At 72.3% G+C, this 14,658-nt stretch carries 13 protein-coding genes; 6 read left to right on the top strand and 7 right to left on the bottom strand.

The window, feature by feature from the left end; all coding sequences use genetic code 11:
- Positions 1–144: 144 nt before the first annotated feature.
- Complete coding sequence (locus AB0O00_RS16165; RefSeq protein WP_363652192.1) at positions 145–1,806, bottom strand: APC family permease; 1,662 nt, start codon at positions 1,804–1,806, stop codon at positions 145–147.
- Between the two features lie 378 nt (positions 1,807–2,184).
- On the opposite strand from AB0O00_RS16165, the gene AB0O00_RS16170 reads away from it, so the two are divergent.
- Positions 2,185–2,799, top strand: a complete 615-nt coding sequence (locus tag AB0O00_RS16170) for a GDSL-type esterase/lipase family protein (RefSeq protein WP_363652194.1) — start codon at positions 2,185–2,187, stop codon at positions 2,797–2,799.
- Between the two features lie 53 nt (positions 2,800–2,852).
- Here the strand turns inward: AB0O00_RS16170 and AB0O00_RS16175 are convergent, their stop codons facing one another.
- The 4 genes from AB0O00_RS16175 to AB0O00_RS16190 all read right to left on the bottom strand — a co-directional run bounded on the left by AB0O00_RS16175 (position 2,853) and on the right by AB0O00_RS16190 (position 7,603).
- Positions 2,853–4,070 (bottom strand): hypothetical protein, encoded by a 1,218-nt coding sequence (locus tag AB0O00_RS16175; RefSeq protein ID WP_363652196.1) that lies wholly within the window; start codon positions 4,068–4,070, stop codon positions 2,853–2,855.
- Positions 4,071–4,136: 66 nt separating this feature from the next.
- Positions 4,137–5,333: a hypothetical protein gene (locus tag AB0O00_RS16180; protein WP_363652198.1), complete on the bottom strand. Its 1,197-nt coding sequence runs from the start codon at positions 5,331–5,333 to the stop codon at positions 4,137–4,139.
- Positions 5,334–5,391: 58 nt separating this feature from the next.
- Positions 5,392–6,609: a hypothetical protein gene (locus tag AB0O00_RS16185; RefSeq protein ID WP_363652200.1), complete on the bottom strand. Its 1,218-nt coding sequence runs from the start codon at positions 6,607–6,609 to the stop codon at positions 5,392–5,394.
- A 217-nt stretch (positions 6,610–6,826) separates the two neighbouring features.
- Positions 6,827–7,603: a helix-turn-helix transcriptional regulator gene (locus AB0O00_RS16190; RefSeq protein ID WP_363652202.1), complete on the bottom strand. Its 777-nt coding sequence runs from the start codon at positions 7,601–7,603 to the stop codon at positions 6,827–6,829.
- Positions 7,604–7,658: 55 nt separating this feature from the next.
- Between AB0O00_RS16190 and AB0O00_RS16195 the strand changes: the two genes are divergently transcribed.
- Together AB0O00_RS16195 and AB0O00_RS16200 are read left to right on the top strand one after the other, a co-directional pair.
- Positions 7,659–8,888, top strand: a complete 1,230-nt coding sequence (locus tag AB0O00_RS16195; protein WP_363652204.1) for an MFS transporter — start codon at positions 7,659–7,661, stop codon at positions 8,886–8,888.
- Between the two features lie 202 nt (positions 8,889–9,090).
- Positions 9,091–9,954: a DMT family transporter gene (locus AB0O00_RS16200; protein ID WP_363652206.1), complete on the top strand. Its 864-nt coding sequence runs from the start codon at positions 9,091–9,093 to the stop codon at positions 9,952–9,954.
- 530 nt (positions 9,955–10,484) lie between these two features.
- Here the strand turns inward: AB0O00_RS16200 and AB0O00_RS16205 are convergent.
- Both AB0O00_RS16205 and AB0O00_RS16210 read right to left on the bottom strand, forming a co-directional pair.
- Positions 10,485–10,811, bottom strand: coding sequence for a hypothetical protein (locus AB0O00_RS16205; RefSeq protein WP_363652208.1), 327 nt, complete (start codon positions 10,809–10,811; stop codon positions 10,485–10,487).
- Entirely contained in the window at positions 10,808–11,125 is a 318-nt protein-coding gene (locus tag AB0O00_RS16210) for an SAV_915 family protein (protein ID WP_363652210.1), read from the bottom strand. Before AB0O00_RS16210 ends, AB0O00_RS16205 begins: the two co-directional genes overlap by 4 nt.
- 237 nt (positions 11,126–11,362) lie before the next feature.
- On the opposite strand from AB0O00_RS16210, the gene AB0O00_RS16215 reads away from it, so the two are divergent.
- From AB0O00_RS16215 to AB0O00_RS16225, 3 genes are all read left to right on the top strand, one after another.
- The gene (locus AB0O00_RS16215) at positions 11,363–11,782 is read left to right on the top strand and encodes a helix-turn-helix domain-containing protein (protein WP_363652212.1); all 420 of its coding nucleotides are present in this window, start codon (positions 11,363–11,365) and stop codon (positions 11,780–11,782) included.
- Between the two features lies 1 nt (position 11,783).
- Complete coding sequence (locus AB0O00_RS16220; protein WP_363652214.1) at positions 11,784–12,128, top strand: DUF4180 domain-containing protein; 345 nt, start codon at positions 11,784–11,786, stop codon at positions 12,126–12,128.
- A gap of 177 nt (positions 12,129–12,305) precedes the next feature.
- On the top strand, positions 12,306–14,525 hold the full coding sequence (locus tag AB0O00_RS16225) for an NADP-dependent isocitrate dehydrogenase (RefSeq protein WP_363652216.1): 2,220 nt from the start codon (positions 12,306–12,308) through the stop codon (positions 14,523–14,525).
- Positions 14,526–14,658 lie beyond the last annotated feature (133 nt).

Below are 14,658 nucleotides of genomic sequence, written 5' to 3' on the forward strand. Positions count from 1 at the left end.
GGCCCGCCGTTGGGGTGCGTCAGGTTCGGTTGTCCAGGTGCGGTCGGTCGGGATCCCGTGGCCGGGATCCTGGGTGGGGATCCCGGTGGGAGCTGCGGGCCCGGCCGGTCGTTCAGGACCGGCCGGCCGGGCCCGTCCCCCGGATCAGTGACCGCCCGCGTCGACCACCTCCACGTCGGCGACCTCGCGCTCGATCTCCTCGGCCGGCAGGGCGACGCGGATCGCCCAGTAGTAGATGGCGAGGGAGAAGACCACGACGATGCCCATGTCGGTCCACATCGGGATCCGGCCGGTGCCGTCGCCGAAGCCGCCCTGCCAGGAGATCAGGCCGAGGCCGATCAGGTAGACCGGCAGCCACTGGGCGGCCTTCCAGTTCAGGCGCGGGGCGTTCGGCAGGCGCCGCTTGATCGCGAAGGCCGCGTAGCTGCCCAGCAGGGCGTAGCCGAGCACGATCGCGAGGCCCAGGCGGGACAGGGTCTGCCAGCCGGACCAGTAGATGATGAGGCTGGCGACCGCGAAGGCGGCCGGCGAGATGAGCCCGCCCGCGGGGAGGCGGTAGGAGCGCTCACGGTCGGGCAGGCGGCGGCGCAGGGCGCCGAAGGCGAGCGGGGCGCCGGCGTACATCAGCACGCTGGCGGAGGTGATGAAGCCGACCAGCTCCTGCCAGCTCGGGAAGGGCAGGAAGCAGATCACGCCGGTGACGAAGGAGATGATCAGGCCGAACCACGGCACGCCGTTCTTGTCCAGCTGCTCGAACTTCTGCGGGGCGTAGCCGTTGCGGCTCAGGCCGTAGGAGATGCGCGAGGTGGCGGTGGTGTAGATCAGGCCGGTGCCGCCGGGGGAGATGATGGCGTCGGTGTACAGGACCCAGGACAGCCAGCCGAGGCCGACCAGGGTGGCCAGGCCCGCGAAGGGGCCGTCGATGCCGGGGAAGTCGAGCTTGTCCCAGCCGTTGGCGAAGGAGCTGACCGGCAGGGCGCCGATGAAGACGACCTGGAGCAGGGTGTAGATCAGGGTGCCGATGGCGACCGAGCCGAGCACGGCGCGGGGGATGTCGCGCTTGGGGTTCTTGCTCTCACCGGCGATCTGGATGGCCTGCTCGAAGCCGAGCAGGGCGAAGATGATGCCGCTGGTGCTGATCGCCGCGAGCACGCCCTTGGCGCCGAACGGCGCGAAGCCGTGCGAGGTGAAGTTGGAGGCGTGGAAGCTGGTGATCGCGAGGACGAAGATCGTGAAGAGCGGGACGAAGATCTTCAGCCAGGTCGCCACGCTGTTCGTGCGCGCAAGGATCCGTACGCCGAGGAAGTTGACCGCGACGAACACCGCCATCAGCACGGTGGCGACGATGAAACCGCTGGTGGTGAGGGTGCCGTTGGTGTTCTGGAGCCCGCCGGCGAAGGACCAGTGCTTGGCGTAGCCGATCATCGCCTCGACCTCGATCGGGGCGACGGTGGCGGCCTGGAGCCAGGCGAACCAGCCGAAGGACATGCCCGCGAGGCCGCCGAAGGCGTAGTGCGGGTAGCGCGCGGTGCCGCCCGAGACCGGGAACAGCCCGCCGAGTTCGGCGTGCACGAGCGCCAGCAGGACGATCGCGACGGCGCCGATGCCCCAGGAGATCATCGCGGCGGGACCGGCGGCGACCACGGCGTTCTTGGCGCCGAAGAGCCAGCCCGAGCCGATGATCGAGCCGACCGAGGCCCACATGAGGCCGATGAGACCGACGTTCCGGCGGAGCGTCCGGTGGGTGGTACCGGATCCGGAGCCGGTGCTCTGTCCCGGCGGGGAGACCTGGTTGGTGGAGACCATGGAGAAATCTCTCTGTGTGTGGGGGCCCCGGCAGGCGGAGCAGCTCTGGAGAGTTGCCACACAGTAGGGCTATTCATAGGCCTATGCACAGATTTCATTACTGAATGTTTACTTACTTTTCCGGACATTCTCGCTGGTAGGGGGTGTGGACGTTTCGGGCGCATTACGTGACTCGTCAGTAGGTCCATCATTTGAGCCGGAATTGAGCTTCGGGTGCCCGATCGTGCATCATGGTCGACGCGTCGTTTTATAGAAATGGTGATCTCTGCATAGTGATGCGGATGGCCTGGGGGGCACCTGTGCGAGGCCGATCGCGCGTGGTCGTGGGTGTGTGATCAACTTCCTCCCGCACGTACGAACACGAGGGGGAAGAACCACATGATCGAACTCGCCGACAGGCCGATGACCTGGGTCATGGCCGGGGACAGCATCACGCAGGCCGTGCTGCACACGCACGGGGCGCGGGGGTGGGTCGAGCACGTGCAGGAGCGCGTGTGCTGGCAGCTCGACCGGCTCACGGACATCGTCGTGAACTCCGGGGTGTCGGCGTGGCGGGCGACGGACGTGCTCGACGCCTACGACTTCGTCATCGGCCGGTTCGCGCCGGACGTGCTGTCGCTGTCGCTCGGCACCAACGACGCCCGGGCCGGGCTGGCCGGGCTCGGGGAGTTCCGCGACGCCATGCGCGAGATCATCGCCCGGTCCGCCGGCGCGCAGATCGTGCTGCACACGCCGCTGATCGTCAGCCACGCCGGGCGCGCCGCCCGGCCCGAACTGCCCGCGTACTGCGAGGCCGTGCGCGAACTCGCCGCCGAGACCGGTGCGCTGCTCGTCGACCACGAGGCGTACTGGCTCGCCGCGTTCCCCGACGGCGAGGCGCTCGCGTGGCTGGACGACCCCGCGCACCCGAACCCGGTCGGCCACCTGCACATGGCCAACCACACGCTGCGCACGCTGGGCCTCGGGGAGCTGACGGACCTGAGCGCGCTGTGAGATGGGTTGCCCGTGGCCGGCCCGCCGACCGGCCACGGGCACCCGTCCGGCGGTTACGGCTTCCAGACCGTCGCGAAGTGCTGCACGGACCAGGGCTGCGGGTGGGTGGCCCGGAAGCCGACGACCAGCCCGGCACGGTTGATGAACTGGGCCGAGGTGTTGTCGCCGCCGGGGACGGTCAGGTCGGTCGTCGTCCCGTCGGTGTTCCAGCGCTTGGCCCACCGGTAGTGCCGGCCGGGGTGGCCGAACCAGGCGAAGCCGACGATGACGCCGGCGTCGTTGACGGAGGTGGCCTCGGTGTCGGCGGGGCCGAGCGCCGTGCGCGTGCCGTCCGGGCTCCAGCGCGCGGCCTGGCCGTAGGGAATGGTGGCGTCGCTGTTGATGCCGATCACGATGCCCGCGGAGTTGACGCCGCTGACCCGGGCGGACGAGCCGAGGTCGGTGACCGAACCGTCGGCCTTCCAGACCAGCGAGTGGCCGTAGCCGGACGGGTCGTCGGCCGGCGTGCCCCGGCCGATCACCGTGCCGGCGTCGTTGACCTGGAGGGCGCGGGAGGTGCCGAGGCCCGACGCGGCGTCCAGGGCGGTGGGGGTGCCGTCCGGGCCCCAGATCACGGCGTGCTCCTCGGGCAGGCCGTCCGGGACCGCGACGGAGGAGTAACCGACCACTGTGCCCGAGCTGTTGATCGAGAGGGCCTCGGCGTCGGTGTCGCCCTCCAGCGGCGCCAGCTGCACGGCGGTGCCGTCCGGGCCCCAGGCCACCGCGTGGCGGTGGCCGCCTCCGTAGGTGGAGCCGATCGCCGTGCCGGCGCCGTTGATCGCGATGGCGGTGCCACTGTCGTCCCCCGCGGGTAGCTGCAGGGCGCTGACCGTGTTGGTGGCCGACCACCGCACCGGCCTGGAACCGGAGTAACCGACCGCGGTTCCGTCGTCGTTGACGGCGAGCGCCTGGCTGCTCTTGTCGCCGGACAGCAGGGGCAGGACGGTCAGGCTGAGGTCCGCGTTCCAGCGGAGGGGGGTGCTCGGGGGAGTGCTGCCGGGAGTGCTGACCAGGGCGTAGCCGACGATCACGCCGTTGTTGTTGAGTGCGGTGGGCTCGTTCCACACCGCGCCGGGCGGGGCGGGCAGCTCGATGCCCGCGAGGGCCGCGTTGGCCGTCGGGGTGGTGTCCGCCGCGGCGGTGCCGGCCAGGCCCAGGGTGAGGGCGGCGGCGGTGGCGAGGGCGACGGTGGTGATGGCGGCGGACCGCAGGGTCCGGGTGCTGATGCTCATGAGTGCGAGTTCCATGTCCCGTCTGTCTCGTGGGGTGTTGAGGGAGCGGTGGGCATCGTCCGGTGGTTACGGCTTCCAGATCACCGCGTGGTGCTGCAGGGAGTAGGGCTGCGGGTGGACGATGTCGACCCCGGCGATCAGGCCGCTGCCGTTGATGACGAGGGCCTCGGTGTTGGCCTGCGGGTTCGCGACGGTCAGGTCGGTCGTCGTCCCGTCGGCGTTCCAGCGCTTGGCGGAGCGGTACTCGCGGTCGGGGATGCCGTTCCAGGAGTAGCCGACGGCGACACCGGCGTCATTGATGGCGGTGGCCACGGTCTGCTGCCCGCCGAGTTCCGTGCGGGTGCCGTCCGGGCTCCAGCGGGAGGCTGCGCCGGCGTCCTGGTTGCTGCCCTGGTTGCCGACGACGGTGCCCGAGGAGTTGACGGCCTGGGCGTAGGTGAGCGGGCCCAGGTCGGTGACGGAGCCGTCGGCGGTCCAGATCACCGAGTGCCAGGGGAAGTTCCCGTCGCCGGCCGGGTTGCCGCGGCCGATGACGGTGCCGGCGTCGTTGATCTGGGAGGCGTAGGTGGCGTTGTAGTCCCCCGCGGCGTCCAGGGCGGTGGGGGTGCCGTCCGGGCCCCAGATCACGGCGTGGGCCAGAGTGCCCGCCGGGTTGGAGGAGAAACCGGCCACCGTGCCCGAGCTGTTGACGGAGACCGCCGTGGTCTCGGTGTCACCGGCCAGCGGCGCCAGGGGGACCGCGGTGCCGTCCGGGGTCCAGGCCACCGCGTGCCAGTGCCCGTTGCCCTGGGAGGAGCCGATCACCGTTCCCGCGCTGTTGATCCCGGACGCGCGGCCGTACGTGTCGCCGGGGAGCAGCGGCAGCGCGCTGACCGTCCCCGCGGGGGACCAGCGCGCGGGGTGGGTGCCGGAGAAGCCGATCGCGGTGCCGTCGCCGTTGACGCCGGTGGCCTCGCCGCTCGGGTCCCCGGGCAGCAGGGGGAGGGCGGCGATGCTGAGGTCCGCGTTCCAGCGGACGGGGACGGCCTGGTGCCGGTCGGTGCTGCCGATGATGAAACCGACGATCACACCCTTGTCGTTGACCGCGGCGGGCTCGCTCCAGCCGGTGCCGGGCGGGACGGGCAGCTCGATGCCCACATTGTTCGTTGTCGGTGCGGTGTCGGCCGTGGCGGTGCCGGCCAGGCCCAGGGTGAGGGCGGCGGCGGTGGTGAGGGCGACGGTGGTGATGGCGGTGGACTGCAGGGTCCGTGTGCCGATGCTCATGGCGTGGGCGTTCCTTGTCTCGTGGAGGGCTGAAGGGTCAGTGCGCATCGCCCGGCGGTTACGGCTTCCAGACCACGGCGGCGTGCCGCCAGGAGCCCGGCCCCAGGTTCGTGATCCGGTACCCGGCGATCAGGCCGGCCCGGTTGATGAACTTGGCCGCGGCGTGGGCCTCCACACCGTTCGGGACGGTCAGGTCGGTCGTCGTCCCGTCGGTGTTCCAGCGCTTGGCCCACCGGCGGTCGCCGTCGCTGCTCTCCGACACGTGGCCGACGACGACGCCGGAGTCGTTGATGGCGCCGACGTTGCTGACGGGCGGGGCGAGGGGCGTGCGCGTGCCGTCCGCGCTCCAGCGCGAGGCCTGGGTGGTGACGGTGCTGTCACCGTAGTACTCGCCGACCATGACGCCCGCGGAGTTGATGAGGCGCGGGCCACCGCCCGTGCCCAGTTCCCTGACGGAGCCGTCGGGGGCCCAGAGCAGCGAGTGCAAGGGGCCGGGGCCGGGCTCGTTGCCGTCCTGGCCGGACCCGATCACGGCGCCGCTGTCGTTGACCTGGATGGCGACGGTGGTGTTGTAGCCCGACGCGGCGCTCAGGTCGGTGGGGGTGCCGTCCGGACCCCAGATCACGGCGTGCTTGCTCTCGGTGCCGTCCGGGTTGGGGTCGGAGGAGTAACCGGCCATCGTGCCACTGCTGTTGATCGAGAGGGCGTGGGCCTCGGTGTCGCCGGCCAGCGGCGCCAGCGCGACCACGGTGCCGTCCGGGCGCCACTCCACCCCACGGCTCTGCTCGTTGCCCCAGGAATAGCCGATCGCCGTGCCGGAGGCGCTGATCCCGTACACGTAGCCCACGGTGTCGCCGGGGAGCAGCGGCAGGGCGCTGACCGTGCCGGCGGGGGACCGGCGGACGGGGCGGTCGCCGGAGTAGCCGATCACCGTCCCGTCGTCGTTGACGCCGACGGCCTGGCCGTTCCGGTCCCCGGGCAGCAGGGGGAGGGTGGTGAGGCCGAGGTCCGCGTTCCAGCGGAGGGGGGTCTTGCGGAAGTCGGCCCCGTAGTGGTCGGCGTAACCGACGATCACGCCCTTGTCGTTGACCCCGGTGGTTTCGCTCCAGTCGGTGCCGGGCGGGACGGGCAGGTCGACGGCGATGGGCGCCGCGTTGGCCGTCGGGGCGGCGTCCGCTGCGGCGGTGCCGGCCGGACCCAGGGTGAGGGTGGTGGCGGTGGCGAGGGCGGCGGTGGTGATGGCTGCGGACCGCAGGGTCCGAATGCTGACGCTCATGGCGTGTGCGTTCCTTGTCTCGTGGACCATTGCGGAATGGCACTTCGGGACTTGCGGGACTTGCACGTTGCAGTGACGTGACGTCAGTTTTTCCATGAAGAGGTCCCTTGTGCCGAAGTGGCCGGCACACGGGACCTTCGCCCAGTCTTCACGAAATCCGGTGCGGGCGCAGCGAATTCCGTACGTTCGTTCGGAGTCGGTGGCGTGAGGGTGGTCCTCAGCCGGGGTGGTGTGCCCCGGGGGTGTGGCCGAAGGTGCGGCGGAAGACGTCGATGAACGCGCTGGCCGAGGACCAGCCGCAGCGGTGGGCCACGGTGGTCACCGGGGTGTCCTCGGCCAGGAGCGCGAGGGCGTGGTAGAGCCGTAGGTGGGTGCGCCACCGGGGGAAGGTCATGCCGAGGTCGGTCTGGAACAGCCGAGAGAGGGTGCGGTCGCTCGCGCCGACCTCCCGGCCGAGGGCGGCCAGGGTGCGGTGGTCGGCGGGGTCGGCGTGCAGGATCGCGCACAGCGCCCGGAGGGTGGGGTCGGTGGGGGCCGGCAGGTGCAGGGGCAGCTGGGACGAGACGCTCAACTGGTCGAGCAGGACGGCGCGCAGGCGCAGGCGGCGGCCGGCGTCGGGGTCCTCCGGGGCCCGGGTGCAGGCGAGGATCAGCTCGCGCAGCAGGGGGCTGACGGTGAGGACGGTCGGCTCGGCCAGGCCGAGCGGGTTGGCGTCCGCGGGCAGGCCGACGAGGTGCAGTTCGAGCGCGCCGTGGGCCCGGTGGGAGTGGACGGTGCCGGCCGGGACCCACAGGGCGCGGTTGGCGGGGGCGACCCACGTGCCCGCGTGGGTGGTGACGGCGAGGACGCCGCGGCCGGCGTAGGCGATCTGGTGGTCGTCGTGGTGGTGGGCGTCGATGCCGGTGCCGGGGGCCAGTGCGTGGGTGATGGTCGGGGCGACCGGCGTGTGGCGGATGGCCGCCGGACGGTTCTGCGACTGGCGGATTTCTGACATTGGTTGGCAGATTATCGGAAGTCCGCGACCCGGGTCCGCCCGGAGCATGAGGGGCGTGGCAACGAAAAAGATCATTCCGCTCCTCTCCGTCGGACACGCCTGCGTCGACGTCTACCAGGGCGCCGTGACCGCCCTCGTCCCGTTCTTCGTCGCCGAGCGCGAGTACTCCTACGCCGCCGCCTCCGGCATCGTGCTCGCCGCGTCCCTCCTGTCCTCCGTCGCCCAGCCGCTGTTCGGCGCGCTCACCGACCGCCGCCCGATGCCCTGGCTGCTCCCGGTGAGCACGTTCCTCGGCGGGCTCGGCATCGCGCTGAGCGGCCTCGGCGGCGCGTACGCGCTCACGCTGGCGTTCGTGGCCGTCTCCGGGCTCGGGGTCGCGGCCTACCACCCGGAGTCGGCGCGGGTCGCCCGGCGGGCCGGGCGGGGGAGCCACCGGGCGATGAGCTGGTTCTCCGTCGGCGGGAACGTCGGCTTCGCGCTGGCGCCCGTCCTGGTCTCGGCCGTCGTCGCCGCAGGGGGCCTGCGGGCGACGCCGTTCCTGGTGGTGCCCGCGCTCGTGGGCAGTGTGCTGTGTGTTGTGGTGCTGCGTGCGATGCCGGAGGTGACGCGAGTGACACCGGTGGCTGGGGCTGCGGCGCGCAGCGGCGGGCGGACGGACGACGTGGTGTCGTTCGTGAACCTGTCGCTGGCGGTGGTCTGCCGGTCCGTCGTGTTCATCGGGCTGAGCACGTTCCTCACCTTCTACGCCCGCGAGCGCACGGGTGGCGGCACAGCGGCAGGCACGGCGGCGCTGTTCGTGCTCTACGCCGGCGGCGCGGTGGGCACGGTGCTGGGCGGCGCCCTGGCCGAGCGGTGGGACCGGGTCACGGTGGTGCGCCGCTCGTACCTGCTGAGCGTCGTCGCCGTCGCGGGCATCGTGTTCGTGCCCGGCCCGGCGTTCTACCTGTTCGTGGCGCTGGCCTCGGCGGGCCTGTACGTCCCGTTCTCGCTGCAGGTGACGCTCGGTCAGGACTACCTGCCCAGCCGGGTCGGCACCGCGAGCGGCGTCACGCTCGGCCTGACCGTCAGCGTCGGCGGCATGGTCAGCCCCGCCCTGGGCGCCCTCGCCGACGCCACGTCGCTCCGCACCGCGCTGACCCCGCTGATCGCGCTGCCCGCGGTGGCCTGGCTGCTGATCCGCACGCTGCCGGAGCCGGCTGTCGTGGACACTGCTGACTACGACGCGGCGAAGCTGCCCGGGAACGCCAGCGCCTCCTCGGCCGGGCTGCCGGGCTCGGCCGAGTAGACGACGAGGGAGGTCTACCTCCCGGCGTAGCCTGGTCCCCATGCGCTCACTGATCCTCCCGCCGCCCGTCCGCTAGCGGGCGGCGCACCCAACCGATCCACCGGATCCCCGCCCGGCAGGCCCCTGACGGCCGCCGGGGCGATGGCTGCCGCCCGCGTGACCAGCGGACCTCGACCGGCATCTCATCGTGGGGAAACGACGCATGACTTCGCATGCCGCCGTGCCGTTCCGGCACGGCCTGTTGTCCATTTCGGCCGCCGCCGTCGCCTGGGGCGTGGGCGGGGCCGTGGCCGCGCTGCTGCTGCGCACGACCGGCCTCGGCGCGGTGGCCGTCTCGTTCTGGCGCTTCGCCGTCGCGGCGCTCTGTCTCTCGCTCCTGCCGTCCGCCGGCCGGGAGGGCGGGCCCGTGCGGCGGGGCGCGGCCGTGCTGACGGGAGTTGGGCTGGCCGTCAGCCAGTGCGCCTACTTCGGCTCGGTGCAGTTCGCCGGCCTGGGGCTGGGCACGCTCGTCACCATCGGCGCCGGGCCGGTGCTGACCAGCCTCGGCGGGCACGTACTGCTGGGGGAGCGGCTCACCGGGCGGGCCGCCGTGGCGGTCGTCCTTGCGCTCGGCGGGCTGGCGCTGCTGGTGGCCGCCCCGGCCGCGGGGCCGCGCCCGGCACTGGGCGTGGCCCTGGCGGTACTGGCCGGCGCCGGACAGAGCGGGCTGACCCTGTGGGCACGCGGCGGCGGTTCGGCTCGCGCGAGCACGGGCGCGTTCGCGACCGGCCTGCTCTGCCTGCTGCCGCTCGCGGCGGCGCAGGGCATCCTGCCCACCGCGGGCGATCCGGCAGTGACCGGGGGAGCGCTGCTGTTCCTCGGAACGGTGCCGACGCTGTTCGCGTACCGCTGGTACTTCCGCGGCCTGACGGCCGTCCCGGGCACGACGGCCGCCGTGCTGGTCCTGCTCGAACCGGCGACGGCGGCCGTAATCGGCGTGGCGTTCCTCGGCGAGCCGCTCACCGCGGGCCTGGTGGCGGGCTCTGCCCTGCTGCTTGCCGCGATCGCGGCCCTGGCGCGCGGGTAGCAGCCGAGGTCACGGCTCCGGCCGGCGAAGACGTCCGTCAGAGGGATGGGAGCTGCACTGCGGTCAGAGCCGCGGGGGCGGCACACCTCCGTCCTGATGGCCGAGCGTCGCAAGTGCCGAGCGTCGCAAGCGCCGAGCGCGCAAGCAGGCAGCGTGACGGGGCCGATCACGCCGGGTCCGGCACCCTGCGCCGGCCGGCCGCTTCGACTTCGCCGGTGTGCAGCTGGCGAGTGTCGGGTCCTTCCTTCCGTTCTGCGGTCCGGACGAGGCAGTGCGGATGGTCGCCGGAGTGAGTGCCACTCTGGCGGTCCCGGATCCGGCCGCTGCCGTCGAGGAAGGGATTGCAGCCGGTGCCACCGTGGTAATGCCGGCACAACCCACCCCCAACGGTCACCGAGCGGTGCCGCGGCACCCTCACGGGGGCGTGTACGAGTACGTCGGCCCCTGAGCCGAGAGTTGCCCGGTCGATGTCGCTGCTGGTGATCGCGCGCGGGTCGTCGATGCCGGCGCTCGCCCGTGGGTGGCCGGCGTCACGTCACCGACCGCAGGGTCGGCGGTCCGGGGGTGAGTGCGCGGAGGACGAGGTCGATGCGGACGCGGGCCGCTCCCGCCCGCTGGAGGGCGGCGGCGACGGCGCGCAGCTCCTCGGGGCCGGTGCAGGCGAGGCGGAGTTCCAGGTCGGCGTCGCCGGCCAGGGCGAGGCCGCTCTGGACGGCCGGGTGTTCGGCCGCGAGGCGGTCGAAGTCGAGGGGGACGGGCCCGAAGCTGACCCGGGCGAGCGCGTGCAGGGCCCGGGCCGGTTCGGGCCGTCCTGCGGCGGGCTCCTCGTCGCCCGGGACCAGTTGGAGGGCGGTCACCGGTGCTGGAGCTGTGCGGTCGGGGCCGGGGCGGGTCGGGCGGCGGTGGTGGTGACGGGCGGGGCCACCAGCCGCGGGTCCAGGACGAGGGCGTCGACGCCGAGCGGGGCGGTGAGCTCGCGCAGCGCGGCCTCGCCAAGCTCGGTGTGGGCCTGGTCCGGCCCGAGGAGGGCGGTGAGCGCCTCGGGGGTGGAGAAGCCGACGGCGCAGCGGCGGCCGTCGCGCAGGCGGAAGAGGCGGAGCGTGTTCGTGCTTGCGGTGCCGTGACCGAGGCGGTTGACGGTGACCGGGACGTGCCAGACGACGCGGGCCATGCGGGTGCTCCCCAATGGAGTGGTGGTGCCTGCCGGAACTGCTCTCTTCGAAGCTAGGCCGGGATCGGCCGGGCGTCGCCGGTCCTGACGCAGCGTTGACCGAATGAGGTGCTGCGTTGACGCACTCCTGACGGACGACTCACCCAACTGGACTACACCACTCCGTACCCTTCCCAAAACGTACGCATCGGATGCTAGTTTGCGTCATGATAGGGAAGTCGGGAAGGATGGTTGCAGGTGGCGCAGTACTACTCGGTGGAACAGGTGGCCGAATTGCTGGGCCTCCATGTGCGCACGGTCCGCGGCTACATCCGCGACGGCCGCCTCGCGGCCACCAGGATCGGCAAGCAGTACCGGATCGCCCGCGCCGACCTGGAGGCCCTGACCGGGGCACCGGTCGTCGCAGCAGATGCCGGGGAGCGGCGCGCCGAGGTGTCGTCCGTCGTCCGGATCGAGGGGATCGACCGCGCGCGGGCGGACCGCCTGACCACCACCGTGCTCGCGGCCATCGCCGGCCCGCGCGAGGGCGGCCGGCCGCTGCACGTGGAGACCGTCCTCGATGAGGAGGCGGGGGCCCTGCGGCTGATCATCCTCGGCGATCCGGCCGACACCGCCGCGCTGCTCACCATCGTCCACACGCTGACCAGGGAGTTGTGACATGTCCGACCCGACCTTCCACCGGCTGGCCGCCGACGGCGCCCCGATTCGCAGCGAGCAGGACGCGATGGACACGATCGCCGACGCCTGGGGCCACGAGGCGAGCTGGGTCGTCGTGCCCGCCGCCCGGCTGCACCCGGACTTCTTCGTGCTGAGCACCCGCGTCGCCGGCGGCATCGTGCAGAAGTTCGTCAACTACCGGATGGGTCTCGTCGTCCTCGGCGACATCGCCCACCACGTGGCCGCGAGCAACGCCCTGCGCGACTTCGTCCGGGAGAGCAACCGCGGCACCCAGCTCTGGTTCCTGGCCGACGAGGCCGAGCTGGCGGCCAGGTTCCCGGCGTAGGGCGTGCCCCGGACCCGCTCCGGTTGCCGCGCGGGCGCCCCGGGACGACGGTGGAACCGACCGCCGTCACGCCCCCGGGGACGACGGCGCGTGCTCCGGGGCGGGGGGAGGTGGAGCGAGGGGCCCGGGACGAGATATCTTGACGTCAAGACGTTGGAGACGTGAAGCGGAGTACCGATGACTGACTCGACCATCATCTATACGCACACCGACGAGGCTCCGGCCCTGGCGACCTACTCGTTCCTGCCGGTCGTCCAGGCCTACGCCTCGACGGCGGGCGTGCGCGTGGAGACCCGCGACATCTCCCTGGCCGGGCGGATCATCGCGAGCTTCCCGGAGCGTCTCGCCGAGGGCCGGCGGATCGAGGACGCCCTCGCCGAGCTGGGCGAGCTGGCCAAGACCCCGGGCGCGAACATCATCAAGCTGCCGAACGTCTCGGCGTCCATCCCGCAGCTCAAGGCCGCCATCGCCGAGCTGCAGGCCCAGGGCTACGCCCTGCCGGACTACCCGGACGACCCGCAGACCGACGAGGACAAGGACGTCCGCGCCCGCTACGACAAGATCAAGGGCAGCGCCGTCAACCCGGTCCTCCGCGAGGGCAACTCGGACCGCCGCGCCCCGCTGTCGGTCAAGAACTACGCCAAGACCCACCCGCACCGGATGGGCGCCTGGACGGCCGACTCCAAGACCAACGTCGCCACCATGGCCGAGAACGACTTCGCGAGCACCGAGAAGTCGGCCGTGATCGCCGCCGACGGCGCGCTGCGCATCGAGCTGGTCGCCGAGGACGGCACCACCACCGTGCTGCGCGAGAAGGTGCCGGTGCTGGCCGGCGAGGTCGTCGACGCCTCGGTCATGCGCGCCGCCGCCCTGAACGAGTTCCTGGCCGCCCAGGTGGCCCGCGCCAAGGCCGAGGGCGTCCTGTTCTCGGTGCACCTCAAGGCCACCATGATGAAGGTCTCCGACCCGATCATCTTCGGCCACGTCGTGCGCGCCTTCTTCCCGAAGACCTTCGCCCAGTACGGCGAGGCCCTGGCCGCGGCCGGCCTGAACCCGAACAACGGCCTCGGCGGCATCCTGGCCGGGCTCGACGCGCTGGCGAACGGCGCCGAGATCAAGGCCTCGTTCGACGCCGAGCTCGCCGAGGGCCCGGCCCTCGCCATGGTCGACTCGGACAAGGGCATCACCAACCTGCACGTCCCGAGCGACGTCATCGTCGACGCCTCGATGCCGGCCATGATCCGCACCTCCGGCCACATGTGGGGCCCGGACGGCCAGGAGGCCGACACCCTCGCCGTGCTGCCGGACCACAGCTACGCCGGCGTGTACCAGGTCGTCATCGACGACTGCCGCGCCCACGGCGCGTTCGACCCGGCCACCATGGGCTCGGTGGCCAACGTCGGTCTGATGGCGCAGGCGGCCGAGGAGTACGGCAGCCACGACAAGACCTTCGAGATCCCGGCCGCCGGCACCGTCCGCCTGGTCGACGCCGAGGGCAACGCGGTGCTGGAGCAGGCCGTCCAGCCGGGCGACATCTTCCGCGCCTGCCAGGCCAAGGACGCCCCGATCCAGGACTGGGTCAAGCTCGCCGTCACCCGCGCCCGCGCCACCGGCACCCCGGCCGTGTTCTGGCTGGACCCGGCGCGCGCCCACGACGCCGTCCTGATCGAGAAGGTCAAGACCTACCTGGCCGACCACGACACCACCGGCCTGCAGATCGAGATCAAGTCCCCGGTCGAGGCCACCGCGTTCTCGCTGGAGCGCATCCGCCGCGGCGAGGACACCATCTCGGTGACCGGCAACGTGCTGCGCGACTACCTGACCGACCTCTTCCCGATCCTGGAGCTGGGCACCAGCGCCAAGATGCTGTCGGTCGTCCCGCTGATGGCGGGCGGCGGCCTGTTCGAGACCGGCGCCGGCGGCTCCGCCCCGAAGCACGTCCAGCAGCTGGTCAAGGAGAACTACCTGCGCTGGGACAGCCTGGGCGAGTTCTTCGCGCTGGCCGCGAGCTTCGAGCACCTGGCCACCAGCACCGGCAACGCCCGCGCCCAGGTGCTGGCCGACACCCTGGACCGCGCCACCGGCACCTTCCTCAACGAGGACAAGTCGCCGAGCCGCCGCCTCGGTGGCATCGACAACCGCGGCAGCCACTTCTACCTGGCCATGTACTGGGCCCAGGAGCTGGCCAAGCAGACCGGGGACGCCGAGCTGGCCCAGGCGTTCGAGGGCCTCGCCAAGGCGCTGACCGAGCAGGAGCAGACCATCGTCGAGGAGCTCATCGCGGTGCAGGGCTCGGCCGTCGACCTCGGTGGCTACTACCAGCCGGACCCGGCCAAGGCCGCGGCCGTGATGCGCCCGTCGAAGACCTTCAACGACGCGCTGGCCAACCTCGGCTGACCACCGGGCGGCCCCCGGGTCCCACGCGGACCCGGGGGCCGTTCGCTTTTCAGGCGCCGAGCAGCACACCGGCCCCGGCCAGGAGCACGACGGCGGCGGCGTTGAGCCACGGGTGCGCCAGCGCCGTCGCGAC

It is taken from the genome of Kitasatospora sp. NPDC093558 (assembly GCF_040683475.1).
Lineage (GTDB): Bacteria > Actinomycetota > Actinomycetes > Streptomycetales > Streptomycetaceae > Kitasatospora.

Bases quoted from the DNA above. Each gene is read 5' to 3' on its own strand.
- AB0O00_RS16165 (WP_363652192.1), bottom strand. From the start codon at position 1,806: ATGGTCTCCACCAACCAGGTCTCCCCGCCGGGACAGAGCACCGGCTCC.
- AB0O00_RS16170 (WP_363652194.1), top strand. From the start codon at position 2,185: ATGATCGAACTCGCCGACAGGCCGATGACCTGGGTCATGGCCGGGGAC.
- AB0O00_RS16175 (WP_363652196.1), bottom strand. From the start codon at position 4,070: ATGAGCATCAGCACCCGGACCCTGCGGTCCGCCGCCATCACCACCGTC.
- AB0O00_RS16180 (WP_363652198.1), bottom strand. From the start codon at position 5,333: ATGAGCATCGGCACACGGACCCTGCAGTCCACCGCCATCACCACCGTC.
- AB0O00_RS16185 (WP_363652200.1), bottom strand. From the start codon at position 6,609: ATGAGCGTCAGCATTCGGACCCTGCGGTCCGCAGCCATCACCACCGCC.
- AB0O00_RS16190 (WP_363652202.1), bottom strand. From the start codon at position 7,603: ATGTCAGAAATCCGCCAGTCGCAGAACCGTCCGGCGGCCATCCGCCAC.
- AB0O00_RS16200 (WP_363652206.1), top strand. From the start codon at position 9,091: ATGACTTCGCATGCCGCCGTGCCGTTCCGGCACGGCCTGTTGTCCATT.
- AB0O00_RS16210 (WP_363652210.1), bottom strand. From the start codon at position 11,125: ATGGCCCGCGTCGTCTGGCACGTCCCGGTCACCGTCAACCGCCTCGGT.
- AB0O00_RS16220 (WP_363652214.1), top strand. From the start codon at position 11,784: ATGTCCGACCCGACCTTCCACCGGCTGGCCGCCGACGGCGCCCCGATT.
- AB0O00_RS16225 (WP_363652216.1), top strand. From the start codon at position 12,306: ATGACTGACTCGACCATCATCTATACGCACACCGACGAGGCTCCGGCC.